This is a genomic window from Rhodobacter capsulatus (genome assembly GCF_052363185.1).
Classification (GTDB): Bacteria; Pseudomonadota; Alphaproteobacteria; order Rhodobacterales; family Rhodobacteraceae; genus Rhodobacter; species Rhodobacter capsulatus_E.
This window is the reverse complement of sequence record NZ_CP198955.1, coordinates 3,003,056-3,026,857: the sequence shown is the minus strand read 5'-3', so window position 1 is coordinate 3,026,857 and position 23,802 is coordinate 3,003,056. Positions and strand designations below refer to the sequence as shown.

Genomic DNA, 23,802 nt, shown 5'->3' with positions numbered 1-23,802 from the left:
GCGGGCTCCTGATCTGGGTCGCCCCTCCTTACGCGCGCGGGGGCAGGCGTTCAAGGAAAACGCAGTTGACGGGCGGGGTTGAGGGGTGCAAGGCAGGGGCACGGACGGCAAGGGAAGGTCGGATCATGAGCGAAACGCACGAAGCCCGGATCAAGCGGATGAAGATGCGCAGCTGGCGCCGCGGCATCCGCGAGATGGACCTGATTCTGGGGCCCTATGCCGATGCGAAGCTTGAAGGATTCGATACCGCAAAGCTCGATCTCTTTGACACCCTGCTGGAGGAAAATGACCAGGACCTCTACCCCTGGTTCTCGGGGGCCCAGCCGTGCCCGCCACAATATGTTGATTTGTTTGCGGAAATCTCGGCCTTCATGCAGGGCAAGCTGTCCCGGGGCTGAGGCGCTATCTTGCAGAAATTGTGACGAATTTCCGAAACTTCGTCCGGGTTTAACCGTATTTTCGGGTTTTGCCGCCAAAGTGCCCTCAGGAAGCGAGGCTGGCGGAGAACCGAATGTCATTTCAAACCCCGATGAAAGCGCCCGGAACGGAAGAAGGCGCCTCTCCCGGTATCATGTCCTGCTATCTGGACAGTCTGTCTCTGGTCGAACGTCTGCATCGTCTGCTTTTGGACGTGATCAAGGACGAATTCGAGCGGCTGGGGATTTTGGAAATCAACCCGGTGCAGGCGCTTTTGCTGTTCAACATCGGCGAGAACGAGGTGACCGCGGGCGAACTGAAGACGCGCGGTTACTATCAGGGCTCGAATGTCAGCTACAACCTGAAGAAGCTGGTGGAATGCGGCTACATGCACCACCAGCGCTGCGAAATCGACCGCCGCTCGGTCCGGGTCAAGCTGACCGCGAAGGGCGTCGATCTGCGCGAGCGGGTCACGGCGCTGTTCGAACGCCATGCCAAGGGCATGGATGCGCGCAACGTGATCACGCTTGACGCGATGGACGAGATGAACCGCACCCTGCGCCGGATGGAGCGCTACTGGTCGGATCAGATCCGCTACATCTACTGACGGCTGACGCAGCGGAAGGTTGCATGGCGCCGCTTGCCCCCCGGGCAGGCGGCGTGCTTTGCTTTGCCGGTCCGGCCGGCGTTCAGGCCTCCGGGCGGGCCGGACCTTGGGGAAGGGATCATGCGGCGTTTTCTGCGCATCTTATTGCGCATTCTTCTGGTGCTGCTCCTGATTGGCGCGGGCGCGGCCTATGTGAAGCGCGCCGATATCGCCCGGCTGATGGCGGTGCAGACGCTGTTCGACGAAAGCCGGATCGTCGCGAATTTCTCGCAGATGGACCGGCTGTTCCATTCCCGGGTGCTGGATCGCGGCCCCGGGCCGGTCTCGGCGCTGCCCAGGGGCGTGCCCGAAACCCTGCCCCCTGATGCCGAGGACTGGGTCAACCGTCGCGCCGTGACGGCGCTTGTCATCCTGCGCGATGGCCAGATCACCTATGAGCGCTATTACAAGGGCACCGGGCCCGAGGATCTGCGGATCAGCTGGTCGATGGCGAAATCGGTGCTCTCGGCGCTGTTCGGGACGCTGGTGGCCGAAGGGGCCATCCCCGATCTGGACGCGCAGGTGGTCGATTTCGTGCCCGCGCTCAGGGGCTCGGCCTATGACGGCGTCAGCATCCGCGATGTGCTCACGATGACCTCGGGCGTGCATTTCGACGAAGATTACATGAAATTTTCAAGCGACATCAACCGGATGGGGCGGGTGCTGGGGCTGGGCGGCTCGATGGACGGCTTTGCCGCCTCGCTCAAGACCCGCGACACCGAGCCGGGCCACCACATGCATTATGTCTCGGTCGATACGCATGTTCTGGGGATGGTGATCAAGGGCGCGACCGGGCGCGATCCGGTCGATCTGATGGCGGAACGGATCATTCAGCCTATGGGGCTGGAGGCGAGCCCGGTGATGCTGACCGATGGCGAGGGGACGGGCTTCGTGCTGGGCGGGCTCAATCTGCGCAGCCGCGATTATGCGCGCATCGGGCAGATGTTCCTGCAAAGCGGTTTCTGGAACGGCCGCCAGATCGTGCCCGCCGATTGGGTTGCGGCCTCGACATCACATCAGGCGGCGGATGGGGCGGGTTATGGCTATCAATGGTGGGTGCCCAAGGACAATGCCGATTTCGGCAAGGATTACATGGCCCAGGGGATCTATGGGCAGTTCATCTACATCAATCCCGCCCGCAAAGTGGTCATCGCGGTCAATGCCGTCGATCTCGGCTTTGCCGCGGCGGGGGTGACCGATGAAAACCTTGCGATGTTCCGGCAACTGGCGCAGGCTGGCCCCTGAAAGGGGGATCGCATGGAAATGGAACCTTCGGTCAATGTGCTGGGCGGGCCGCTGGAGGCCTGTTCGATGGCGCCGAAGACCGGCTTCTTTCGCGACGGCCATTGCAACACCTGCTGGGAGGATCGCGGGCTGCATTCGGTCTGCGCGGTGATGACGGCGGAATTCCTGGCCTGGTCGGCCTATGTCGGCAATGATCTGTCGACGCCGCGGCCCGAGCATGATTTTGCGGGGCTGAAGCCCGGCGATCGCTGGTGTCTGTGTGCCAGCCGCTTTCTGCTGGCGCATGACGAGGGCTGCGCCCCCGAGATCCGGCTGGAGGCCACGCATCGCCGCACGCTGGAGGTGGTGCCGCTCGAGGTTCTGCGGCTTTACGCGATCTGATCCGAAACCGGCGTCCAGATCACGTCATCAATCCGCGGTGCCGAGGTGGCAAGCATGACCAGCCGGTCAAACCCCATCGCAATGCCGCTCGCCGCGGGCATCTGTGCCAGCGCCGCCAGAAAATCCTCGTCGATCGGGTAGCGCTCGCCATAGATGCGGGCTTTCTCCTCCATCTCGGCCTCGAAGCGCAGGCGTTGTTCGGCGGCATTGGTCAATTCGCCAAAGCCATTCGCCAGTTCCACCCCGCAGGCGTAAAGCTCGAAGCGTTCGGCGACGCGGCCATCATCGGGGGCGGGACGGGCCAGCGCGGCTTCGGCCACCGGATAACGGTCCAGAATCGTCGCCCGGCCATGGCCCAGATGCGGCTCGACCTTTTCGACCAGCACCTTGGACAACATCAGCGACCAGGTATCCGCGTCGCCGACCCTGATCCCGGCGGCGCGGGCCTGCGCCCGTAGCCCCTCGGCATCGGTCGACCCATCCGCCCCGCAGGTGGCCAGAAGGTCGATGCCCGCATGGCGCTGAAACGCCTCCGCGACCGAAAGCCGTTCGGGCGTCGCGAAAGGGTCGCATTCATGCCCCCTGTAGCGCAGCACGCCGCTGCCCGCGGCCGTCGCCGCAAGGCGCAGGAAATCGGCGCAGTCCTGCATCAGCACGGTGTACTCCTCGCCCACCCGATACCATTCCAGCATGGTGAATTCGGGCGAATGCAGGGCCCCGCGCTCGCGGTTGCGCCAGACATGGGCAAAGGCGGCGATCCGGGTTTCCCCGGCGGCCAGCAGTTTCTTCATCGCGAATTCGGGGCTGGTATGCAGATACATCGGCACGCCCGCGCCATCATTGCCGATGGCGGTGGTGGCAAAGCCGTGCAGATGCGCCTCGTTGCCGGGGCTGACCTGCAGCGCCACCGGATCGACTTCAAGGAAGGCGTGATCGCTGAGCCAGCCACGCAAAGCGGCCTGAATGCGGGCACGCGCCAGAAGCGCCGGGCGGCGGTCGGCGTGACGGGAGGGGCTCCACCAGGGCGTTTGGCTCATTTTCGGGGCTTTTTGCTGGAAATACGGCTCGCGATGGTTTAGGCGCTTCGCCATCCGGGCGCCAGAGCCTGTCTTAGACCCCATTCAAGGAACCTCAAATGGCCAAAGTCATCGCCTCTTCGCTGCGCAAGGGCAACGTCGTCGACATGGACGGTGTGCTGTACATCGTGCTGACCGCCGAAAACATCCACCCGGGCAAGGGCAACTCGGTGACGCAGGTCGAGATGCGCCGGATTTCGGACGGGGTGAAGGTGTCGGAACGCTGGCGCACCGTGGACAGCGTGGAAAAGGCCCATGTGGACGAGAACGAATTCGACTTCCTTTATGAGGATGGCGAGGGCTTCCACTTCATGAACCCCGAGACCTATGACCAGATCACCGTGTCGGAAGATGTGGTGGGCGATGCCAAGGTGCACCTGCGCGACGGGATCCGGGTCTGGCTGCTGACGCATGAAGGCGTGGCGCTGTCGATCGAACTGCCGCAAAAGGTGACGGTCGAAGTCGAAGAGACCGAGCCGGTGGTGAAGGGGCAGACGGCGTCCTCGTCCTACAAGCCCGCGATGTGCACCGGGGGTATCCGCGTGATGGTGCCGCCGCATATCGGCGTGGGCACGAAGATCATCATCAACACCGCCGACACCTCCTATGTGGAACGTTCCAAGGAGTGATCCTCTCGCACAGTCGTCAGCATCAGGCACCCTGAGGGGTGCCTTTTGGTTTGGGGGCGTGGGTCCGGCCGGGACTTTGCCCGATTTGGCCCGTGACAAATCGGGCCGCGCCTGCCTGCCCGTGGCAGGCGCGTTTCCGCGCCAGCCCAGTCAGGCGCGGCCCGATTTTCAACCCTCAGTCTTGCGTCTGGCCCCTTGCCCTGCGGCTTGCGCCTTCGGGCAATCGTCCCGCGCGGTCTGCCACTGGCAGACCGCCGTTGCGGGCCGACATGCAAAAGGCCGGGGAACCCCCCGGCCTTTTGCTGCATTCGGTTGTGCTCAGATCTTTTTCAGCCGGATCACCACATCGACGCGGCTGATCTCCGTCCCCTCGGGGGCTTTCGGCACGCGGACGAGTTCCAGTTCCTCGACCGGGGCGTCGGAGATCCGGTTCTCGCCTTCCCAGAAGAAATGCGGGTGATCGTCCATCCGGGTGTCGAAATAGCTGCGCCCGGCATCGACGGTGATTTCATGCATGATGCCCGCCTCGCAAAAGGCGCGCAGCGTGTTGTAGACGGTGGCGAGCGAGACCTTTTCCCCGGCATCGCGGGCGGCGGCGTAAAGCCCCTCGGCCGTCACATGCCGGTTCATCCCGTCGCCGACCAGAAGCGACGCCAAGGACATCCGCTGCCGGGTCGGTCGCAGCCCGCCCGCGGCGAGCCAGCGCAGTCCACGTTCCTGAGCCATCGTCTTCATGATCGAAAACCCTTTTTCCCTGTAACTATTATAAGTTGAACCGGCGTCGCATTTCAACGGGATTCTGACGCACCCCCGGGGGCGGGGGCGGGCCTTGCACCTGCGGGCGGGGGGGTGTTAGAGGAAAGGGGACAAGACCTTGGGGGGAAACGCCGATGTCACTCTATCCGACAAGCTTCGGCAAGGAAGATCTGCTCAAATGTGCGCGAGGCGAGCTGTTCGGGCCGGGCAATGCCCAGCTTCCGGCGCCGCCGATGCTGATGATGGACCGCATCACCGAGATTTCGGAAGATGGCGGGCTGCATGGCAAGGGCCATGTGGTGGCCGAATTCGACATCACGCCGGATCTGTGGTTCTTTGACTGCCACTTCCCGGGCAATCCGATCATGCCGGGCTGCCTTGGCCTTGATGGGCTGTGGCAGCTCACGGGCTTCAACCTGGGCTGGCGCGGCTGGCCGGGGCGGGGCTATGCGCTGGGCGTGGGCGAGGTCAAGCTGACCGGCATGGTCCGCCCCGATCGCAAGATGCTGACCTACAAGGTCGATTTCACCAAGGCCCTGCAGACGCGGCGTCTGACCATGGGCGTGGCCGACGGCATCGTCGAGGCCGACGGCGAGGTGATCTACGTCGTCAAGGACATGAAAGTGGCTCTCTCCGAGAGCTGATCGAAGAAGGACAGGAGGCCCCCATGCGGCGCGTCGTCATCACCGGGCTGGGCATCGTCAGCCCCATCGGCAACTCTGCCGAAGAGGTCTCGGCCAGCCTGCGGGCCGGTCGTTCGGGCATCGTCTTTGCCCCCGAATATGCCGAGCGCGGCTTCCGCAGCCAAGTCCATGGCGCGCCGCAGATCGTGCTGGAAGACCATATCGACAAGCGCAACCTGCGCTTCATGGGCCGCGGCGCCGCCTATAACTTCCTGTCGATGGAACAGGCGATCCGCGATTCGGGGCTTGAGGAAAGCGACGTTTCGAACCCGCGCACCGGGCTGATCATGGGCTCGGGCGGGCCGTCCACCTCGAACTTCTTCGAAGCGCATCAGACCGTGATTCAAAAGGGCTCGCCCAAGCGCATGGGGCCGTTCATGGTGACGCGCTGCATGTCGTCCACGAACTCGGCCTGTCTGGCGACGCCCTTCAAGATCAAGGGCGTGAACTATTCGATCACCTCGGCCTGCTCGACCTCGGCGCATTGCATCGGCAACGCGGCCGAACTGATCCAGATGGGCAAGCAGGACATCGTCTTCGCTGGCGGCGGCGAGGAACTGGACTGGACCTTGTCGTGCCTCTTCGATGCGATGGGCGCGATGTCGTCGAAATACAACGACACGCCGACCACCGCGGCCCGCGCCTTTGACGTCACGCGCGATGGTTTCGTGATCGCGGGCGGCGGCGGTGTGCTGGTTCTGGAAGAGCTGGAACACGCGAAAGCCCGCGGCGCGAAGATCTATGCCGAAATCACCGGCTATGGCGCCACCTCGGACGGCTATGACATGGTGGCGCCGTCGGGCGAGGGCGGCGAACGCTCGATGCGGCTCGCTTTGGGCACGCTGCCCGAGGGCCGCAAGATCAGCTATATCAACGCGCATGGCACCTCGACCGTCGCGGGCGACGTGACCGAGGTCGAGGCCGTCCGCCGCGTCTTCGGCGAGGGCAATGTGCCGCCGATTTCGTCGACGAAATCGCTGACAGGCCACAGCCTGGGCGCGACCGGCGTGCATGAGGCGATTTATTGCCTGTTGATGATGCAGGGCAAGTTCATCACCGGATCGGCCAACATCACCGAGCTGGACCCGGCGATCAAGCCCGAGGAAATCGCCACGAAGCTGGTTGAAAACGTCGAGTTCGACTCGGTTCTGTCGAACAGCTTCGGCTTTGGCGGCACCAATGCCACGCTGGTGATGAGCGCCTACAAGGGGTGAGGCCGATGGCGGATTTGATGAAGGGAAAACGTGGCCTCGTCATGGGCGTGGCCAACGAGCGTTCGATCGCCTGGGGTATCTCCTCGGCCCTTGCGGCCGAGGGGGCGGAGCTGGCGTTCTCCTATCAGGGCGAGGCCTTTGGCAAGCGGGTCGAGCCGCTGGCGGCCTCGGTCGGATCGACGCTGCTGGTGGATGTCGATGTGAACGACGATGCCTCGCTGGATGCCGCCTTCCAGCGGCTCAAGGACGAATGGGGCACGCTCGATTTCGTCATCCATGCCATCGCCTATTCCGACAAGAACGAACTGGCGGGGCGGTTCATCCACACCTCGCGCGAGAACTTCAAGAATTCGCTGGCGATTTCGTGCTATTCCTTCATCGACGTGGCCCGGCGCGCGTCCGAGCTGATGCCGAACGGCGGCAGCCTGATCACGCTCACCTATGGCGGCTCGAACCGGGTGACGCCGTTCTACAACGTCATGGGCGTGGCCAAGGCGGCGCTGGAATCGGCGGTGCGCTATCTGGCCAATGATCTGGGACCGCAGGGCATCCGCGTCAATGCGATCAGCCCCGGGCCGATGAAGACGCTCGCAGGCGCGGCCATCGGGGGGGCGCGGAAAACCTTTCGCCATACCGAGGCCAACAGCCCGATGCGCCAGAATGCGACGCTGGAGGCCGTGGGCGGCTCGGCCGTGTTCCTGTGTTCGGATTACGGCGCCTGCACGACGGGGGATGTGGTGATGGTCGATTGCGGCTATCATGTGCTGGGCATGCCGCAGCCGGACAACATCTGATCTTCGGATCGGCTTGCGGGGCGCCTTCGGGCGCCCTTTGCTTTGGGGGGGGATGATGGCGTTTTTCACCGCAGACGATGGCGCGCAGATCGCGTTCACCGATGAGGGGCAGGGGCCGGTGGTGCTGGCGCTTGCCGGGCTGACCCGGACGGGGCGCGATTTCGATTATCTGGCGCCGCATCTGCCGCCCTGCCGTCTGATCCGCATGGATTACCGTGGCCGCGGCGACAGCCAATGGACCGGCGGTGCGACCTATACGGTGGTGCGCGAGGCGGCGGATGCGCTGCAGCTGCTCGATCATCTGGGGGTGGAAAGGGCCGCGGTGCTGGGCACCTCGCGCGGGGGGATGATCGGGATGTATCTGGCGGCGGTGGCGAAGCCGCGCCTGACCGGGCTGTGCCTGAACGACATCGGCCCGGTGATCGAGCGCGCGGGGCTGATGCGGATCTTCGACGTCGTCGGCCGCAATCCGGTGGCCAAGACCTTTGCCGATCTGGTGGAAAAGCTGCCCGCTGCGATGGTGGGCTATGAAAATGTGCCGATGCGCCGCTGGTGGGAAGAGACCGAGCGGCACAATATCGAAACCCCGCAAGGGGTGAAGATCAACTACGATCCGGAATTGCGCGACGCCTTCATTCACGCCTTCGACGCGGGCGTCTTCGAGACCTGGCCGCTGTTCGAGGCCTGCGCCGGTCTGCCTTTGGCGCTGATCCGGGGGGCGAATTCCGACCTGCTCTCGCCCGAGACCGTGGCCGAGATGCGCCGCCGCCGCCCCGACATGCGCTTCGCCGAAGTGCCCGGCCGCCCGCATATCCCCTTTCTGGATGAGCCCGGGGCGGTGGCGCTGATCGCCGACTGGATCGGCGAACTGCCCCGCTGAGACCCCGCGCCCTGCGGCAAATTCGCAAACTGCCCGAAAATCGGTCTTTGGTTGATACCGATCATGGCGGTTTTGCGGGATTTTTGCGCCAATCTTCCGGCTCTGGTACGGGAGGACACCATGACGCTTACTTACCGTTTCGACAGCTGGATTCTGACGCGCCGTTTCCCCGATCCGCAGGATTGGTCCAATCAGGTGAACACGCTGCAGCATACCGATGTCTCCGTGCAGGTTCCCGACGGGCAGAACAGCTTCGTCCTGTCCGATAACGGTTACACCGATCCGACCCAGTTCGACGATTCCACCATGTCCTACAGTCTGGGCGACATGGGGATGGTGAACGATGTGCTGGGCCAATGGAACATCGTCCAGATCCGCCGCGTGAATTATCAAGATGGCACCTATACCGACGTGTTGCACATCGACCGCCATGTCTGGATCGAGGTGGACGGCCATCAGGAACTGATCGGCTTCGATGACATCTTCATCCATGTCGGCGGCGTGCCGCTGCCCGACTTTGCCTCGGTCGTGGAACTGGCCGCCTGGGCGGATAATTTCGACTCCTGGGGCTGGCCCGATCCCGCGCTTTACCCCACCGGCGCGGTGCTCGACTGGGGCGATTACGATATCGACAACATCATCCGCGGCTCGAACGGCGCCGATACGCTGGTCGGCACGATCTATAACGACGAGATCCTGGGTCTGGGCGGCCATGACAGCCTGGCCGGGGGCGCGGGCAATGACACGCTGAACGGCGCGGGCGGACGCGACACGATGAATGGCGGCGCGGGCGATGATGTGCTGCGCGCCGGGGCGATGGATGCCTTTGCCGACAGCCTGATCGGCGGTGCGGGTTCGGATACGGCCGATTACAGCGCCGTCACCGCGGATTCGGGCATCACCGTCAACCTGCTGACCGGCAATGCCCACAATGGGACCTATGTCGGCAATGACGTGCTGAGCGGGATCGAAAACGTCATCGGCGGCGCCGGGGCGGATACGATCATCGGCACCGCCGGGGTGAACCGGATCGACGGCGGCGGTGGCGCCGATGTGATGCGCGGCGGCGCCGGAAACGACATCTATGTCGTCGACCGGGCCAGCGATCTGATCACCGAAGGCGCGAACGGCGGCATCGAGACCGTGATCGCGGTGTTTTCCGGCTATACGCTGGGCAGCTATCTGGAAAACCTGCAGCTTGACGGCACGGTGCGGGTGGGGCGCGGCAATGCCCTGTCCAACGACATTCTTGGCAACGGGGCGGTGAACCTGCTCTCGGGCGGGCAGGGCAATGACCTGTTGCGCGGCATGGCCGGGAACGACACGCTGCAGGGCGAGGGCGGCAATGACACGCTGGACGGCGGCCTCGGGGCTGACCGGATGCTGGGCGGGGCGGGCAATGACAGCTATGTCGTCGACAGCAGCGGCGACCGCATTTTCGAGACTGTCACCGTCAGCGGTGGCGGCGATGCCGGCGGGCGTGACCAGGTCAGCAGTTTGGTCACGATCAACCTTGACGCCTATGCCGGGGCGCGTTTCGTCGAAGACATTACCCTGACGGGCTACGAGGCGATCAATGCCACCGGCAATGCGCTGAACAACCGGATCATCGGCAACGATGCCAGCAACGTGTTGGCGGGCGGTCTGGGCAATGATGTGATCACCACCGGCTTCGGCAATGACGTGATCATTTTCGACACCGCCATCGGCGCGGGCAATGTCGATCGGATCACCGATTTCTACCGCGGTTACGACATGATCCGGCTGGATGACGCGATCTTCACCACGCTGGCGCAGGGGGCCCTGGCTGCAAGCGCCTTCGTTGCCAACGAGGGGGGCGTGGCGATGGATGCCGCCGACCGCATCCTGTTCGACACCGCCACGACCCGGCTTTACTACGATGCCGACGGCAACGGGGCCGGGGCACGGGTGCTGATTGCCACGGTTTCTGGCTCGATCCTGAGCGCCGAGGATTTCTTCGTCTTCTGAGGCGTTTGCAAGCTACTGCAGGGCCCGTCCCCCGGCCGGGGGCGGGCCCTCTTCGCGCTGCGGGGCGCTTCGTCGCAGCCCTGCCCGGATGGCTTTGCATTTGTCATTAGCGTTTGACTTATGCCGCATCCGGTGGAAGATCTGCGGCCGGATTTGCCCGCGGCTGCGGGAAGGAGGATACGGTGAAGATCGACGGAACCCCTTATCGGACCATCTGGCAGGACGCGCGCGGTATCGTGCAGGTGATCGACCAGCGCTGGTTGCCGCATGAATTGCGCATCGTCGATCTGCAAAGCCGGGCCGATTTCGCCGTGGCGATCCGTGACATGTGGGTGCGCGGCGCGCCGCTGATCGGCGCCGCTGCCGCCTGGGGCGTGGCCGTGGCGATGCAGGAGGACCCCTCGGACGCCGGTCTGACCGAGACCTGGGAGGTTCTGCACGAAACCCGTCCGACGGCGATCAACCTGCGCTGGGCGCTGGATGAAATGGTGCGGGTGCTGCGCCCGATCCCGCCCGAGCTGCGCGCCGCGGTGGCGGCACGACGCGCCGCCGAGATCTGCGACGAGGATGTGGAGATCAACCGCCGCATCGGCCAGCACGGGCTGGAGATCATCAAGGCGATCGCGGCGCAGAAGCCCGGCCAGACGGTCAACATCCTGACCCATTGCAATGCGGGCTGGCTGGCGACGGTGGATTGGGGCACGGCCACCTCGCCGATCTATCACGCGCATGAGGCGGGGATTCCCGTGCATGTCTTCGTGGACGAAACCCGCCCGCGCAATCAGGGCGCGCAGCTGACGGCGTGGGAGATGAACCACCATGGCATTCCGCATGCGCTGGTGGTGGACAATGCGGGCGGCCATCTGATGCAGCATGGCGAGGTCGATATGGTGATCGTCGGCACCGACCGCACCACCGCGCGCGGCGATGTGTGCAACAAGATCGGCACCTATCTGAAGGCCTTGGCGGCCAAGGCGAATGGCGTGCCCTTCTATGTCGCGCTGCCCTCGCCCACGATCGACTGGCGGGTGCATGACGGGGTGAAGGAAATCCCGATCGAGGAGCGCAATCAGGAGGAAGTGACGCTGGTGCAGGGCCTCGGGGCCGATGGCAAGATCCAGCTTGTGCAGATCTCGCCCGATGGCACGCCCGCGCGCAATCCGGCCTTTGACGTCACGCCCTGCGAATTGGTGACCGGCCTTCTGACCGAGCGCGGCCTGTGCCCGGCGACGGAACCCGCGATGGCGGCGATGTTCCCCGATCTGAAGGCCGCGATGACGGCCTGAGGGGCGCGGGGCGGTGGCTTGCCCGCCGCCTCAGCCCCGCCGGGCGAGATAGGCTTCAAAGGCCTTCAGCGTCGCCTCGGACACATGATGTTCCAGCCCCTCGGCGTCGATTTCGGCGGTGTCGGCGGGCACCCCCACGGCGATCAGCAGATCGACCACGACCCGGTGGCGCATCCGCACCCGCGCCGCCAGCTCTGTCCCCAGTTCGGTCAGGAACACGCCGCGATAGGGGCGCGACACCGCCAGCCCCTCGCGCTTGAGCCGCGCCACCGCCTTGGTCGCCGTCGGATGCGTCACCCCCATCCGCGCCGCGATGTCGGTGATCCGCGCCTCGCCCAGTTCCTGCGCCAGATCGTCGATCATCTCGGCGTAATCTTCCAGCACCGCCATGCTCTGCGCCTCCCGGGCGCGGGAAAAACGCATCGTCGTCAGGTCGGAAAGGGCGGCGTCATCGGGCATCACAGATCCTTTTCGCATCATTTTACCGCCTTGGCCCGGATTTGGAAACGCCCCCCGGCGCCGCAGCGCAATCTTGCGACCCGTGGCGGGAAGCCGTTTGACAGAAGTGTAGCCAAGGCTATACTTTGCAGCAACAGGTTCCAAAGGCGCAGGGCATGATCCAGAAAAATTCCATGTCGGGGCGGACGCGCGCCACGATGGCGGCGGTGATCGGGGGCGAGCGGCGTGGCCCCCTGGCGATGCTGGCCTTTGTGGGCCCGGCGGTGATCGCCTCGGTTGCCTATATGGACCCGGGCAATTACGCGACGAACATCCAGGCGGGGGCGGGCTACGGCTATGCGCTGCTTTGGGTGGTGCTGATGGCGAACCTGATCGCGATGCTGTTTCAGGCGCTTTCGGCCCGGCTTGGCATCGTCACCGGGCGCAATCTGGCGGAGTTGAGCCGCGATCACCTGCCCCGCCCCTTGGTCCTCGTCATGTGGGCGGTCAGCGAGGTGGCGGCCATGGCCACCGATCTGGCCGAGTTCCTCGGCGGCGCCATCGGCTTTTCGCTGCTGCTGGGCATTCCGCTGTTGTGGGGCATGGCGCTGACCGCGGTGATCACCTATGCGATCCTGCTTTTCGAGGCGCAGGGCTTCCGGCCGATGGAACTGGCGATCGGGTCGATGGTGGGCGTGATCGGGCTGAGCTATCTGGCCGAGGTGCTGATCGCGCCGATCGACTGGGGGCAGGCGGCGGGCGGGTTGCTGACGCCGAGCCTGCCCGATCAGGGCGCGCTGATGATCGCGGTGGGCATCATCGGGGCAACGGTGATGCCGCATGCGATCTTCCTGCATTCGGGCCTGACGCAGAACCGCGCCATTCTGGGCAGCGACAGCGACCGGCGCCGGATGGTGCGGATCTCGAATATCGAGGTGATCGTGGCGCTGGCGGGGGCAGGGCTGATCAACATGGCGATGGTGATGATGGCGGCTTCGGCCTTTCACAACGGCCATGCCGAGGTGGCGGAAATCGAGACCGCCTATCACACGCTGACCCCGCTTCTGGGCGGCTTTGCGGCCTCGGCCTTCCTGTTGTCGCTGATCGCTTCGGGGGTGTCGTCGTCGGTCGTGGGCACGATGGCGGGGCAGATGATCATGCAGGGCTTCTTGCGGATGAACCTGCCGCTTTGGCTGCGCCGCGCGGTGACGATGGTGCCCGCCTTCCTCGTTGTCGCCTCGGGCGCCAATGCCACCGATGCGCTGGTGATGAGCCAGGTCGTGCTGTCGATCGCGCTGCCGGTGCCGATGCTGGCGCTTTTGTGGCTGATCCGCAAACCCGAGGTGATGGGCGATTTCGTCCCCACCCGCAAGGTTCAGGCGGCGGCAGCCCTCGGCGCCAGTGTCGTCCTCTCGCTCAACATGGTCCTGCTCCTCGGCGCTTTCGGCATCGAAATGCCCTTCCTGTCCTGATCCCTTTCACCTTGGTTCAAATATCCCGGGGGGTGAGATGGGATCGAGCAACCTTCCAGTGGAAGGTGGCCCCATCGAACGGGGCAGAGCCCCCCACGGGTCGCCTCGGCCTCAGCCGAGGCGAAATCCTCACCCACCCGGCTTCTTGCGCTTCTTCGGCGGTGCCACCGGCGCGGGCGGCATCCAGCCCAGCCCCGCCGCCGTCGTCAGTTTCGGCGTGTAATCCGCGCTGACCCAGCCCTTGTAGCCTGCCGCCTCAATCCGGGTCAGGAAACCGGCCACATCCCAGCCATCCGATCCCGGCTCGGCCCGGTCGGGCGCCGAAGCAAGCGAGACATGGCGCAGATCGGCGCCGAAGCGTTCGGCCAAATCCTCGGGCGTCGCGCCCAAGGCGACCGCCGTCGCGGTGTCAAGGCAAAGGCCCAGATTGTCCGCGCCGACCGCCTCCAGCACCTCGGCCAGCTGATCGTAGCTTTTCAGAAAACTGCCCTCGGGTCGCGGGGCCAGGGTCAAGATGCGCTTCGGCGCCTCGGCCACAGCCCAACGCAGATTGCGCAGAAGCGTCTCGGTGTCGCCCTCGGGCCCGGCCAAGATCTCGATCGCGCCGGGCTTGAGCACCTCGGCGTAGCGCAGCATCCGCTTGAAATCGCGTTGAAACCGATCCTCTCCGCCGGTCGTCGCGGCAAAGCCAGGGGCCGCGCCAGTGTAATTCGGCGGCGGCGCCTGCATCGCCGCAAACAAAAGCCCCGACATCACCAGCCGGTCGCGCAGCTCCTGCACCGGCCCGTCATAGGGCGAGGCCAGGCTCACCCCCGCAAAGCCCGCCGCCTGCGCCGCCGAAAACCGCGCCGCAAAGGGCAGTTCCTGAAACAGCGTGGTCAGATCGGCGGCCAGTTTGATCATGAAATCTCCGCCATCCGCTGGATCGGAAAGAACACCCCGCCCGAGGTCAGCCCAAGCCAGTCCTCGCCCGCATGTGCCCCCGGCGCGGCCAGATCGACCAGCCGGTAAAAGGTCTTGCGGTCGATCCGCGCCTCAAGCCCGCGGCGCACATGCAGATAGGGGCGCGGCTCGCCATCCGCCGCGATCTCCACCCGGATCGGATGCTCCGGGCCCGCCACGACCTCATCGCCCACGTTCGTGATGAACCGCAGATCCCCCGCCTCGGCGGTGCAATCGACGGCAAGGAAGGGCGCATCCTGCACGCGGATGCCCACCTTTTCGACCGGGGTCACCAGATAGAACCTGCCGTCTTCCAGCTTCAGCACCGATGCGAAAAGCCGCACCAGAGCCTCGCGCCCGATCGGCGTTCCCAGATAGAACCAGGTCCCGTCGCGACGGATCTCGATATCCAGATCGCCGCAAAAGGGCGGGTCCCACAGATGCACCGGCGGCGGCCCCTTGGCCCCGGCTTTCGTCACGGCTGCGGCGATCCCGTCCGCACTCGGCGGCTTCACGGCGATTTGTGGCGCGGCTTTCTCGGTCATCTTCTCTTTGCGGTTGGGCTGCGGCGGATTATCTGTTTCTCTACCCGTATAACGCGCAACCGGAGCCCTGTCATGACCGAGACCGACACCCTGCTGACCGAGATCGAGCGGCTGGGCACGAAACTGGGCGCCGCCCGTGCCTCGGTGAACCGCCGTTTCATCGGGCAGGAACGTGTGGTCGAGCTGACCTTGGCCGCGCTGCTCTCGGGCGGGCATGCGCTTTTGGTGGGTCTGCCGGGGCTGGGCAAGACGATGCTGGTCGATACTTTGGCCACGGTGATGGGGCTGGCCCCCGCCCGCATCCAGTTCACCCCCGATCTGATGCCCGCCGATATTCTGGGCTCCGAGGTGCTGGAAACCGCCGCCGATGGCAGCCGCGCTTTTCGCTTCCTTGAGGGGCCGATCTTCTGCCAGCTTCTGATGGCCGATGAAATCAACCGCGCCAGCCCCCGCACGCAATCCGCGCTGTTGCAGGCGATGCAGGAACGCGAAGTGACGGTGGCGGGCGTGCATCGTCCGCTTGGACCGCCCTTTCATGTGCTTGCGACGCAAAACCCGATCGAGCAGGAGGGCACCTATCCCCTGCCCGAGGCGCAGCTGGACCGCTTCCTTGTGCAGGTCGATGTGGACTATCCGACCCGCGCCACCGAACGCGACATCCTTCTGGCCACGACCGGGGTCGAGGCGGCAACGGCCATCGCCGTCTTCACCCCCGCCGAACTGATCGCGGCGCAACAGCTGGTCCGCCGCATGCCGGTCGGCGATCGCGTGGTCGAGGCGATCCTGGATCTGGTTCGCGCCTGCCGCCCCGGCGAGCCCGAGGCGCTGCCCGTCATCCGCGATAGCCTGGCCTGGGGCCCCGGTCCGCGCGCGGCGCAGGCGCTGATGCTGACGGTGCGGGCGCGGGCGCTGCTGAACGGCCGCCTGGCGCCCGGCATCGACGATGTGGCGGCGCTCGCCCGTCCGGTGCTCAGTCACCGCATGGCGCTGACCTTCGCCGCCCGTGCGCGCGGCGAGACGCTTTCGGCGATCATCGCCCGCGCCGTCACCGAAATCCTCGGCACCGAAGCCGAGGCCGCCGCGTGAGCGACCCCCTTCCCGACGCGGCGGCACGCGATCTGCGCCGGGCGGCCGAGGCGGAAGCCGCGGCCCTGCCTGCGCTGCTGATCGCGGCCGAACATCTGGCCAATACCGTGCAGATGGGGGGCCATGGCCGTCGCCGGGCGGGCGCGGGCGAGGAATTCTGGCAATACCGCCCGGCCCATTCCGGCGACGAGGCCCGCTTTGTCGATTGGCGCCGCTCGGCCCGGTCGGACACCCAATTCGTCCGCGACCGCGAGGCGCAGCTGGCGCAGTCGCTCTGCCTTTGGGTCGACCCGGCCGCCTCGATGCGGTTTTCGGGCGCCGAGACCGGGCGCAAGGCCCGCCCCGAGAAACAGACCCGCGCCCGGCTTCTGGCGCTGGCGCTTGCCCTTTCCGCGCTGCGGGCGGGGGAACGGGTGGGGCTCACAAGCCCGCTGGCCCCGCCGCGTCCGGGCAAGGCGCAGCTGCTGACGCTGGCGCAGGCGCTTCTGGCCGAGACCTCGGCGCAGGATTATGCCGCCCCCGATCTGTCGGCCGTGGCCCCGCAGGCGCGGGTGGTGGTGCTGTCGGATTTCTTCGCCGATCCGGCCGGGCTGGAAACCGCGCTTGCGGGTGCGGCCGGGCGCGGTGTCAGCGGCGTGCTGCTGCAGGTGCTCGACCCGGCCGAGGAAGACTTCCCCTATGACGGCCGCACCGTCTTCACCTCGATGGCGGGCGGGCTGCGGTTCGAAACCCGCGAGGCGGGCGATCTGCGCGCGCGCTATCGGGCGCGTCTGGCCGAGCGGCGCGACCACCTTGCCCGCATCGCCCGGCAATCGGGCTTTGCCTTTTCCAGCCATCACACCGACGCCCCGGCGCAGGCGGCGCTTTTGTGGCTGCAGGGCGCCCTTGCGGGGGGCTGGCGATGACGATGCTGGGCCCGCTTGGCTTCACCGCGCCCTGGCTTCTGGCGGGCCTTTTGGCCCTGCCGCTGCTGTGGTGGCTTTTGCGCGCCACGCCCCCCGCGCCGATCAGGCGCCGCTTTCCGGGCGTCGCGTTGCTTTTGGGCCTCGCCGATGAAACCGTGCAGGCCGAACGCACGCCCTGGTGGCTTCTGGCGCTGCGGATGCTGGCGCTGGCGGCCGCGATCTTCGGCTTTGCCGGGCCGGTGCTGCATCCCGTCCCGCTTGATCCCGCCCGTGGGCCGCTTCTGATCCTGGAAGATGGCAGCTGGGCCTCGGCCGTCAGCTGGCCGCGCCGGGTCGAGCGGCTGGACCGCGCCCTGACCGAGGCCGCCGCGGCGGGCCGTCCGGTCGCCCTTGTCAGCCTCGCCGATCCGCCGCCCGGGCCGCCACCCTTCACCGACGCCCGCGATCTGCGCGACAGCCTGCCGGGGCTGCGGCCGCAGCCCTGGGAACCCTCGCTCGACCTTGATCCGGTGACGATCCTGCCCGCGGGACGCTATGACACGCTCTGGCTCTCGGACGGGCTCGACCGGGCCAGCCGCGCGGCCTTGGCAAGGGCGGTGCAGGGGCATGGCACGCTGAAGGTCTGGCAGCCCGCCGCCCCGGTGCTGGCGCTGGGCGCGGCCAGCGTCGACGGGGCGAAGCTGAAATTGCCGATCCAGACCTCGGCCCCCGTCAACCGAAGGCTGGAAATCGTGGCGCTGGGCGCCGATCCCTCGGGGCTGGAACGCGAACTGGCCCGGCAATCCATCACGCTGGCCGGTCAGGCCCAGGCCGAGGTCGTCTTTGATCTGCCGCCCGAATTGCGCAACCGCATCACCCGTTTCGAGATTTCCGGCCTGCGCGCGGCGGGGGCCGTCAGCCTGACCGACGATGCGCAAAAGCGGCGCAAGGTGGCGCTGATCTCGCCCAGTGCCGCGCGTGAGGGGCTCGAACTGCTGGCACCCACCCATTACCTGCAGCAGGCTCTGGCCCCCTCGGCCGATCTGATCGAGGCGACCCTGGCCGATGCCCTGCCGGTCAAGCCCGATGTAATCATTCTGGCCGATACGGGCGAGGGCGCGGACACGGCCGAACTGCAGGATTGGGTCGAAAAGGGCGGGATGCTGATCCGCTTTGCCGGCCCGCGGCTGGCGGCTGCCGATACCGCGGCCGATCCGCTGCTGCCGGTGCGGCTGCGGCAGGGCGGGCGGTCGGTGGGCGGCACGATGAGCTGGGGCGAGCCGCGCCGCTTGGCGCCTTTTGCCGAGACCTCGCCCTTTGCCGGTTTGACGGTGCCCGAGGAGGTCACGGTGCGCGAACAGGTGCTGGCCGAGCCCGACCCCGATCTGGCCGCGCGCACCATTGCCGCGCTGGCCGATGGCACGCCGCTTGTGACCCGCGTGGCGATGGGGCAGGGGGGCGGTCGTGCTCTTCCATGTCACCGCGAATGCGGAATGGTCGAACCTGCCGCTGTCGGGGCTCTTTCCGCAGATGCTGGAGCGGCTTTCGGTGTCCGCCCGGCCCGCCGCCCCCACGGCCGAGGATCTGGCCGGGCAGACCTTTACCCCCCTGAAGCGGCTCGATGGTTTCGGCCAGCTGGTGCCGAGCGAGGCCGAGGCGGGGGGTGAAGGGCGAGGATCTGGCCGAGGGTCCGCCCGGCCCCGCCCTGCCGCCCGGGCTTTACGGCGCCGAGGATCAGGTGATCGCGCTGAACGCCCTGCCGCGCGGGCGCCAGTTGGCCCCGGCGCTCTGGCCCACAGGGGTGGGGATCGAGGGCGAGAGCGCGCCGAAACAAAAGGCCCTGGCCGGGCTGGCTCTGGCCACGGCGCTGATGGTGCTTTTGCTTGATATTCTGGCGACGCTGGCGCTTTCGGGGCGGCTGCGCGGCCCGCGCGCGGCGGCGGTTCTGGCGCTGGCCGTGGTGCTGCTGCCCAGCCCGCCGCAAGCGCAGACGATGCCCGAGGCGCGTGCCATCGAGGCCGCCGCGAATGTGGTTTTCGCCTATGTGCCGACGGGCGATGCGACGCTGGATGCGGTCTCGATGGCCGGGCTGCGCGGGCTTGGCCAGACCCTGACGCGGCGCACCACTGTCGAGCCCTCGGCGCCGATGCAGTTGGATCTTGAGGCCGATGATCTGGCGTTGTTCACCCTGATCTACTGGCCGGTGACCGAGACCGCGCCGACGCCCTCGCCCGCGGCCTATGTCAAGCTCAACCGCTATCTGCGCGGCGGCGGCATGATCCTGTTTGACACCCGCGACGCCGATCTGGCGGGGATGGGGGCGGCGACGGAAACCGGGCGGCGGCTGCAGGCTTTGGCCGCGCCGCTTGACATTCCGCCGCTGGAACCGCTGCCCGCCGATCATGTGCTGACGCGCAGCTTTTATCTGCTGCAGACGATGCCCGGCCGCTACGATGGCCCGATCTGGGTCGAGGCCGCGCCGGTGGATGCCGAACAGGCCGAGGGGATGCCGTTTCGCAACCTCAACGACGGGGTGACGCCGGTGGTGATCGGCGGCAATGACTGGGCCAGTGCCTGGGCGGTCGATGAGGTCGGCCAGCCGATGTTTCCGGTCGGCCGCGGCACGGGCGGCGAGCGGCAACGCGAGATCGCCGCGCGCTTCGGGGTCAATCTGGTCATGCATGTGCTGACCGGGAATTACAAATCCGATCAGGTGCATGTGCCTGCGCTTCTGGAAAGGCTCGGGCAATGAACGGGGTCTCGGTCGTTTTTGCGCCGCTTCTCCCCTGGCCGGTTCTGGCCGGGCTTGGGGCGCTGGCCGTTCTGCTTCTGGCGGTTGCGCTTTGGCGCGGGCTGCGGGGCTGGGCGCTGCGGGGCTTTGCGGCCTTGGCGCTTCTGGGCGGGTTGGCGCAGCCCTCGGTCCAGCAGGAGGAAAAGACGCCGCTTTCGGATATCGTGCTGCTGGTCGATGACCGCTCCGCCTCGCAAAGGCTGTCGGACCGGCCCGCGCAGACCGATGCGGCGCTGGCGCAGCTTTCGGCCGCCATCACCGCGCTGCCCAATACCGAATTGCGCCGCGCGACGGTGCCGGACGGCGCGCAAAACGCGGGCACGCAGCTGGGCGCGGTGCTCTCCGAGGCCTTGGCGGCCGAGCCGCGCGGGCGGGTGGCGGGGGTGATCGTGCTTTCGGACGGGCGTCTGCACGACCCCGAGGCGCTGCCCGATCTGCCCGCGCCGCTGCATCTTCTGCGCAGCGGTCACGCCAGCGACTGGGACCGGCGATTGCTGATTGAAACCGCCCCGGCCTTCGGCATCATCGGCGAGGAAACGGTGATCCGCCTGAAGGTCGAGGACACGGGCGCCGTGCCTCAAGCGGCGGGATCGACGGCGCGGCTGACGATCTCGATCGACGGGGCGGCGCCGCAGGAGTACCCGGTGATGGTGGGGCAGGATCTGGAACTGCCGCTGAAGCTGGAGCATGCCGGGCAGAATGTGGTGCAGTTCAGCGTTGAGCCCGCGCCCGGGCAGCTGACCGCGCAGAACGACAGCGCCGTGGTCAGCATCAACGGCGTGCGCGACCGGCTGCGGGTGCTGCTGGTCTCGGGCCAGCCGCATGCGGGCGAGCGGACCTGGCGGAACCTCTTGAAATCCGATGCCGGGGTGGATCTGGTGCATTTCACCATCCTGCGCCCGCCCGAAAAGCAGGATGGCACGCCGGTTTCCGAACTCTCGCTGATCGCCTTTCCGACGCAGGAGCTGTTTCTGGACAAGATCGACGAATTCGATCTGATCATCTTTGACCGCTATGCCGAACGCGGCATTCTTCCGGCCGGGTATTTCGAGAATATCCGCGCCTATGTCGACCGTGGCGGGGCGGTGCTGGTTTCGGCCGGGCCCGAATTCGCGACGGTCGAAAGCCTGTGGCAGACGCCCTTGGGCGACATCCTGCCCGCGCGGCCGACCGGGCGGGTGCTGTCCGAGGCTTACCTGCCGCGCCCGACCGAGCTTGGCCTGCGCCATCCGGTCACTGCGGGGCTGACGGGGGCGCCGCCGCCTGCGGGGGATGCGGGCCTGACCCATTGGGGCCGCTGGCTGCGTCAGATCGAGCTGACCGGGGCCCGGGGCGAGGTGGTGATGAAAGGCGTCGGCGAGGCACCGCTTCTGGTGCTCGACCGGGCGGGCAAGGGGCGGGTGGCGCTTCTGGCCTCCGATCACGCCTGGCTCTGGGATCGCGGCTATGAGGGCGGCGGGCCGCAGCTGGAACTTTTGCGCCGCATCGCGCATTGGGCGATGAAGGAACCGGACCTTGAGGAGGAGGCGCTTCTGGCCGAGGTCGATCCGGGCAGCCTGTCGGTCACGATCACCCGCCGCACGATGCAGGACACGGTGGGCCCGGTGCAGATCATCCGGCCCGATGGCACGGCGGAAAGCCTGACTCTGCCGCAGGTCGAGCCGGGGCGGTTTGCGGCGATCTGGACCGCGCCCGCCGAGGGGCTTTATCGGTTGAAACAAGGGGATCTGGAGCGGGTCATGGCGCTGGGTCCGGCCAGTGCCCGCGAATACGAAACCCCGGTGGCTTCGGGCGCGGCGCTGGCGCCGGTGATCGCCGCCTCGGGCGGGGCCGAGGTGGCGCTGGAAGACGGCCTCCCCGATATCCGTCAGGTGCGGCCGGGCCGTGTGGCTTCGGGGCGCGGCTGGATCGGCGTCACCCCGCGCGAGGTCACGGCCACGACCGACATCCGGCTGACGGCGCTTTTGCCGGGCTGGGCCTGGCTCGCCCTTGTCGTTGCCGCCATCACCGCCGCCTGGCTGCTTGAGGGGCGGCGGCGGTCGGCTCAGCCCAGCTGATCGGCCAGACAGCGCAGGAAAAGCGCGGCGCCAACCGGGATCAGGCTGTCGGGGAAGTCGTAATCGGAATTGTGCAGCCGGGGGCTATCCTCGCCCGCGCCCAGAAGCAGCATCGCCGAAGGGGCAAGCGCGCCGAAGCGGCCGAAATCCTCCGAGGCGCGCATCGGCACTTCGGTGTCGCCCGTGGGGATCGCCTCGGCTGCCATCGCTTTGCGCAAGACCGCCACCGCTTCGGGCGCATTGGTGCAGGCGGTGAAGATGTCGTGATACGAAAGGCTTATGCCCAGCCCCTCGGCGGCCTCTGCCACCGCGGCCTCGGTCGCGGCCACAAGCGCCGCCATGCCCGCATCGGTCTGGGTGCGCAGCGTCGCCCAAAGCTCGGCCGCGGCGGGGGCGATGCCGAAGGCGGGCTCGCCCAGCCGCGCATGGGTGATGGTGACCAGCGAAAAGGCCGGATCGGTGACCGGACCGCCATGGCCAAGCGCAGGCAGCCGGTCGATCAGCCGCGCCAGCGCCGGGCCGGGGGAAAGCCCCGTCTCGGGCTGCGCCGCATGGGCGGTGCGACCGGTGAGCCGGATCTTCACCCCGCGCGAGGCGCAATTGGCGGGCCCGGGCCGCACCACGCCGTGCCCCAGCGCCAGCCCCGGGTAATTGTGCAAGGACAGCGCCAGATCGGGGCGGATTTCCGCAAAGCGCGGATCGGCGATCACCGCCGCCGCGCCGGAGCCATCCTCCTCGGCGGGCTGGAACAGCAAGACCGCGCGGCCCCGCTGCGGCTTCTGCCGCGCCAGCCCCCGCGCGACGCCCGCCACAATCGCCATATGGCCGTCATGCCCGCACAGATGCGCCTTGCCCGGCACGTCCGAGCGATGCGCCACGGTTCCGGTTTCAAGGATCGGCAGCGCATCCAACTCGCAGCGGATCAGCACCGTGGGCCCGGGATCAAGGCCCTCCCAGATCGCCGCGACGCCATGGCCACCCAGCCCGGTCAGAAGCCTGTCGGGCCGGGATTTCATCAGTTCCGCCACCACCGCCCGCGCAGTCGCGACCTCTTCGCCCGAGATCTCGGGGGCGCGGTGCAGCGCGTGCCGCCACGCAGTCAGCTCCACCACATCGGTATTGCTCAGCCGCGTCTGCATCAGCGCAGCCCGATCTCGGCGAGCGCCGCTTGCAAATCGCGGGGCAGGGGGTCTTCGCGCTCGCGCCCGGCGACCAGATCGCGCGGCACATCGGCCGCGGCGAAATAGCGCCAGCCCTGAAACGGCCGCCGCGGCATCGCCTCGGTGCGGATCACCTCCGGGTCCAGCACCAGCGCGCAGCGGGAAATGCCGTCGCTACCCGTCACCTGCCGCAGGTCCAAAATGCGTTGCCGCGCCAGGATCACCCCCTTGATCACCCAGTAAAGCGAGCCGCCCGCCAGCACCTCCTCGGCGCGTTTGGGCCACATCCGCGTGACATGCTGCGCGGGGCCCGTGCCGTAATGCGCCCGCTGCCAGTCGATCAGATCCTCGACGCTCTCCGCGCCGACACAAAGCTTGAGGATATGCAGCGGTTGTGTCATTGCCTTCCTTCCTGCCCCCATGCGCTTCGA

At 66.9% G+C, this 23,802-nt stretch carries 22 protein-coding genes and 1 pseudogene; 16 read left to right on the top strand and 7 right to left on the bottom strand.

Annotated elements, in window-relative coordinates:
- The first annotated feature begins 125 nt into the window (after nt 1–125).
- The 4 genes from ACTTAG_RS14830 to ACTTAG_RS14815 all read left to right on the top strand — a co-directional run bounded on the left by ACTTAG_RS14830 (nt 126) and on the right by ACTTAG_RS14815 (nt 2,689).
- On the top strand, nt 126–398 hold the full coding sequence (locus ACTTAG_RS14830) for an FAD assembly factor SdhE (RefSeq protein WP_444462984.1): 273 nt from the start codon (nt 126–128) through the stop codon (nt 396–398).
- Between the two features lie 131 nt (nt 399–529).
- Nucleotides 530–1,024, top strand: a complete 495-nt coding sequence (locus ACTTAG_RS14825) for a MarR family winged helix-turn-helix transcriptional regulator (RefSeq protein ID WP_051394428.1) — start codon at nt 530–532, stop codon at nt 1,022–1,024.
- A gap of 120 nt (nt 1,025–1,144) precedes the next feature.
- Nucleotides 1,145–2,308, top strand: a complete 1,164-nt coding sequence (locus ACTTAG_RS14820; RefSeq protein ID WP_444462983.1) for a serine hydrolase domain-containing protein — start codon at nt 1,145–1,147, stop codon at nt 2,306–2,308.
- A gap of 12 nt (nt 2,309–2,320) precedes the next feature.
- On the top strand, nt 2,321–2,689 hold the full coding sequence (locus tag ACTTAG_RS14815; protein WP_444462982.1) for a DUF2237 family protein: 369 nt from the start codon (nt 2,321–2,323) through the stop codon (nt 2,687–2,689).
- On the opposite strand, the gene epmA is transcribed toward ACTTAG_RS14815, so the two are convergent.
- Nucleotides 2,677–3,726, bottom strand: coding sequence for an EF-P lysine aminoacylase EpmA (gene epmA, locus ACTTAG_RS14810; protein WP_444462981.1), 1,050 nt, complete (start codon nt 3,724–3,726; stop codon nt 2,677–2,679). The two genes, ACTTAG_RS14815 and epmA, sit on opposite strands and share 13 nt — an antisense overlap.
- 98 nt (nt 3,727–3,824) lie before the next feature.
- Between epmA and efp the strand changes: the two genes are divergently transcribed.
- Nucleotides 3,825–4,394, top strand: a complete 570-nt coding sequence (gene efp, locus ACTTAG_RS14805; RefSeq protein ID WP_444462980.1) for an elongation factor P — start codon at nt 3,825–3,827, stop codon at nt 4,392–4,394.
- Nucleotides 4,395–4,712: 318 nt separating this feature from the next.
- On the opposite strand, the gene irrA is transcribed toward efp, so the two are convergent.
- Nucleotides 4,713–5,129 (bottom strand): iron response transcriptional regulator IrrA, encoded by a 417-nt coding sequence (irrA, locus tag ACTTAG_RS14800; RefSeq protein WP_444462979.1) that lies wholly within the window; start codon nt 5,127–5,129, stop codon nt 4,713–4,715.
- Nucleotides 5,130–5,284: 155 nt separating this feature from the next.
- Here irrA and fabA point away from each other — a divergent pair, with 155 nt between their 5' ends.
- From fabA to mtnA, 6 genes are all read left to right on the top strand, one after another.
- Nucleotides 5,285–5,794 carry a bifunctional 3-hydroxydecanoyl-ACP dehydratase/trans-2-decenoyl-ACP isomerase gene (fabA, locus tag ACTTAG_RS14795; protein ID WP_444454739.1) on the top strand — a complete coding sequence of 170 codons (510 nt, stop codon included), beginning with the start codon at nt 5,285–5,287 and terminating at the stop codon, nt 5,792–5,794.
- A 23-nt stretch (nt 5,795–5,817) separates the two neighbouring features.
- Nucleotides 5,818–7,047, top strand: coding sequence for a beta-ketoacyl-ACP synthase I (fabB, locus tag ACTTAG_RS14790; RefSeq protein ID WP_444462978.1), 1,230 nt, complete (start codon nt 5,818–5,820; stop codon nt 7,045–7,047).
- Nucleotides 7,048–7,052: 5 nt separating this feature from the next.
- Nucleotides 7,053–7,841, top strand: coding sequence for an enoyl-ACP reductase FabI (locus tag ACTTAG_RS14785; RefSeq protein ID WP_444462977.1), 789 nt, complete (start codon nt 7,053–7,055; stop codon nt 7,839–7,841).
- 52 nt (nt 7,842–7,893) lie between these two features.
- Nucleotides 7,894–8,721: an alpha/beta fold hydrolase gene (locus tag ACTTAG_RS14780; protein WP_444462976.1), complete on the top strand. Its 828-nt coding sequence runs from the start codon at nt 7,894–7,896 to the stop codon at nt 8,719–8,721.
- A 120-nt stretch (nt 8,722–8,841) separates the two neighbouring features.
- Nucleotides 8,842–10,710, top strand: coding sequence for a calcium-binding protein (locus ACTTAG_RS14775; protein ID WP_444462975.1), 1,869 nt, complete (start codon nt 8,842–8,844; stop codon nt 10,708–10,710).
- A gap of 182 nt (nt 10,711–10,892) precedes the next feature.
- Nucleotides 10,893–11,996, top strand: coding sequence for an S-methyl-5-thioribose-1-phosphate isomerase (gene mtnA / locus ACTTAG_RS14770; protein ID WP_444462974.1), 1,104 nt, complete (start codon nt 10,893–10,895; stop codon nt 11,994–11,996).
- 30 nt (nt 11,997–12,026) lie between these two features.
- Here the strand turns inward: mtnA and mntR are convergent, their stop codons facing one another.
- Nucleotides 12,027–12,455: a manganese-binding transcriptional regulator MntR gene (gene mntR / locus ACTTAG_RS14765; protein ID WP_444462973.1), complete on the bottom strand. Its 429-nt coding sequence runs from the start codon at nt 12,453–12,455 to the stop codon at nt 12,027–12,029.
- Nucleotides 12,456–12,628: 173 nt separating this feature from the next.
- Between mntR and ACTTAG_RS14760 the strand changes: the two genes are divergently transcribed.
- Entirely contained in the window at nt 12,629–13,906 is a 1,278-nt protein-coding gene (locus tag ACTTAG_RS14760; protein ID WP_444462972.1) for an Nramp family divalent metal transporter, read from the top strand.
- 129 nt (nt 13,907–14,035) lie between these two features.
- Here the strand turns inward: ACTTAG_RS14760 and ACTTAG_RS14755 are convergent, their stop codons facing one another.
- Nucleotides 14,036–14,809 carry a TIM barrel protein gene (locus ACTTAG_RS14755; RefSeq protein WP_444462971.1) on the bottom strand — a complete coding sequence of 258 codons (774 nt, stop codon included), beginning with the start codon at nt 14,807–14,809 and terminating at the stop codon, nt 14,036–14,038.
- Nucleotides 14,806–15,393: a DUF1285 domain-containing protein gene (locus tag ACTTAG_RS14750; RefSeq protein WP_444462970.1), complete on the bottom strand. Its 588-nt coding sequence runs from the start codon at nt 15,391–15,393 to the stop codon at nt 14,806–14,808. The genes ACTTAG_RS14755 and ACTTAG_RS14750 overlap by 4 nt, the downstream gene beginning before the upstream one ends.
- A gap of 72 nt (nt 15,394–15,465) precedes the next feature.
- Between ACTTAG_RS14750 and ACTTAG_RS14745 the strand changes: the two genes are divergently transcribed.
- The 4 genes and pseudogenes from ACTTAG_RS14745 to ACTTAG_RS14730 all read left to right on the top strand — a co-directional run bounded on the left by ACTTAG_RS14745 (nt 15,466) and on the right by ACTTAG_RS14730 (nt 22,211).
- Nucleotides 15,466–16,479: an AAA family ATPase gene (locus ACTTAG_RS14745; protein ID WP_444462969.1), complete on the top strand. Its 1,014-nt coding sequence runs from the start codon at nt 15,466–15,468 to the stop codon at nt 16,477–16,479.
- Nucleotides 16,476–17,384, top strand: a complete 909-nt coding sequence (locus tag ACTTAG_RS14740) for a DUF58 domain-containing protein (protein WP_444462968.1) — start codon at nt 16,476–16,478, stop codon at nt 17,382–17,384. Before ACTTAG_RS14745 ends, ACTTAG_RS14740 begins: the two co-directional genes overlap by 4 nt.
- Nucleotides 17,381–20,115, top strand: a pseudogene (locus tag ACTTAG_RS14735) (DUF4159 domain-containing protein). The gene ACTTAG_RS14740 and the pseudogene ACTTAG_RS14735 overlap by 4 nt, the downstream one beginning before the upstream one ends.
- Nucleotides 20,112–22,211, top strand: a complete 2,100-nt coding sequence (locus ACTTAG_RS14730) for a hypothetical protein (protein WP_444462967.1) — start codon at nt 20,112–20,114, stop codon at nt 22,209–22,211. Before ACTTAG_RS14735 ends, ACTTAG_RS14730 begins: the two are co-directional and overlap by 4 nt.
- Here the strand turns inward: ACTTAG_RS14730 and ACTTAG_RS14725 are convergent.
- Together ACTTAG_RS14725 and ACTTAG_RS14720 are read right to left on the bottom strand one after the other, a co-directional pair.
- Entirely contained in the window at nt 22,199–23,350 is a 1,152-nt protein-coding gene (locus ACTTAG_RS14725) for an amidohydrolase (RefSeq protein WP_444462966.1), read from the bottom strand. The two genes, ACTTAG_RS14730 and ACTTAG_RS14725, sit on opposite strands and share 13 nt — an antisense overlap.
- On the bottom strand, nt 23,350–23,772 hold the full coding sequence (locus ACTTAG_RS14720) for a DUF1489 family protein (RefSeq protein WP_444462965.1): 423 nt from the start codon (nt 23,770–23,772) through the stop codon (nt 23,350–23,352). The genes ACTTAG_RS14725 and ACTTAG_RS14720 overlap by 1 nt, the downstream gene beginning before the upstream one ends.
- Between the last annotated feature and the right edge of the window lie 30 nt (nt 23,773–23,802).

What these genes read in the sequence shown, in the direction of transcription:
- ACTTAG_RS14720 (WP_444462965.1), bottom strand. Translation starts at nt 23,772, where the DNA reads ATGACACAACCGCTGCATATCCTCAAGCTTTGTGTCGGCGCGGAGAGC.
- ACTTAG_RS14785 (WP_444462977.1), top strand. Translation starts at nt 7,053, where the DNA reads ATGGCGGATTTGATGAAGGGAAAACGTGGCCTCGTCATGGGCGTGGCC.
- ACTTAG_RS14755 (WP_444462971.1), bottom strand. Translation starts at nt 14,809, where the DNA reads ATGATCAAACTGGCCGCCGATCTGACCACGCTGTTTCAGGAACTGCCC.
- ACTTAG_RS14820 (WP_444462983.1), top strand. Translation starts at nt 1,145, where the DNA reads ATGCGGCGTTTTCTGCGCATCTTATTGCGCATTCTTCTGGTGCTGCTC.
- ACTTAG_RS14760 (WP_444462972.1), top strand. Translation starts at nt 12,629, where the DNA reads ATGTCGGGGCGGACGCGCGCCACGATGGCGGCGGTGATCGGGGGCGAG.
- ACTTAG_RS14775 (WP_444462975.1), top strand. Translation starts at nt 8,842, where the DNA reads ATGACGCTTACTTACCGTTTCGACAGCTGGATTCTGACGCGCCGTTTC.
- ACTTAG_RS14780 (WP_444462976.1), top strand. Translation starts at nt 7,894, where the DNA reads ATGATGGCGTTTTTCACCGCAGACGATGGCGCGCAGATCGCGTTCACC.
- ACTTAG_RS14825 (WP_051394428.1), top strand. Translation starts at nt 530, where the DNA reads ATGAAAGCGCCCGGAACGGAAGAAGGCGCCTCTCCCGGTATCATGTCC.
- ACTTAG_RS14730 (WP_444462967.1), top strand. Translation starts at nt 20,112, where the DNA reads ATGAACGGGGTCTCGGTCGTTTTTGCGCCGCTTCTCCCCTGGCCGGTT.
- efp (WP_444462980.1), top strand. Translation starts at nt 3,825, where the DNA reads ATGGCCAAAGTCATCGCCTCTTCGCTGCGCAAGGGCAACGTCGTCGAC.
- ACTTAG_RS14745 (WP_444462969.1), top strand. Translation starts at nt 15,466, where the DNA reads ATGACCGAGACCGACACCCTGCTGACCGAGATCGAGCGGCTGGGCACG.
- ACTTAG_RS14815 (WP_444462982.1), top strand. Translation starts at nt 2,321, where the DNA reads ATGGAAATGGAACCTTCGGTCAATGTGCTGGGCGGGCCGCTGGAGGCC.
- ACTTAG_RS14830 (WP_444462984.1), top strand. Translation starts at nt 126, where the DNA reads ATGAGCGAAACGCACGAAGCCCGGATCAAGCGGATGAAGATGCGCAGC.
- irrA (WP_444462979.1), bottom strand. Translation starts at nt 5,129, where the DNA reads ATGAAGACGATGGCTCAGGAACGTGGACTGCGCTGGCTCGCCGCGGGC.
- ACTTAG_RS14750 (WP_444462970.1), bottom strand. Translation starts at nt 15,393, where the DNA reads ATGACCGAGAAAGCCGCGCCACAAATCGCCGTGAAGCCGCCGAGTGCG.
- ACTTAG_RS14725 (WP_444462966.1), bottom strand. Translation starts at nt 23,350, where the DNA reads ATGCAGACGCGGCTGAGCAATACCGATGTGGTGGAGCTGACTGCGTGG.
- fabB (WP_444462978.1), top strand. Translation starts at nt 5,818, where the DNA reads ATGCGGCGCGTCGTCATCACCGGGCTGGGCATCGTCAGCCCCATCGGC.
- epmA (WP_444462981.1), bottom strand. Translation starts at nt 3,726, where the DNA reads ATGAGCCAAACGCCCTGGTGGAGCCCCTCCCGTCACGCCGACCGCCGC.
- fabA (WP_444454739.1), top strand. Translation starts at nt 5,285, where the DNA reads ATGTCACTCTATCCGACAAGCTTCGGCAAGGAAGATCTGCTCAAATGT.
- mntR (WP_444462973.1), bottom strand. Translation starts at nt 12,455, where the DNA reads ATGCCCGATGACGCCGCCCTTTCCGACCTGACGACGATGCGTTTTTCC.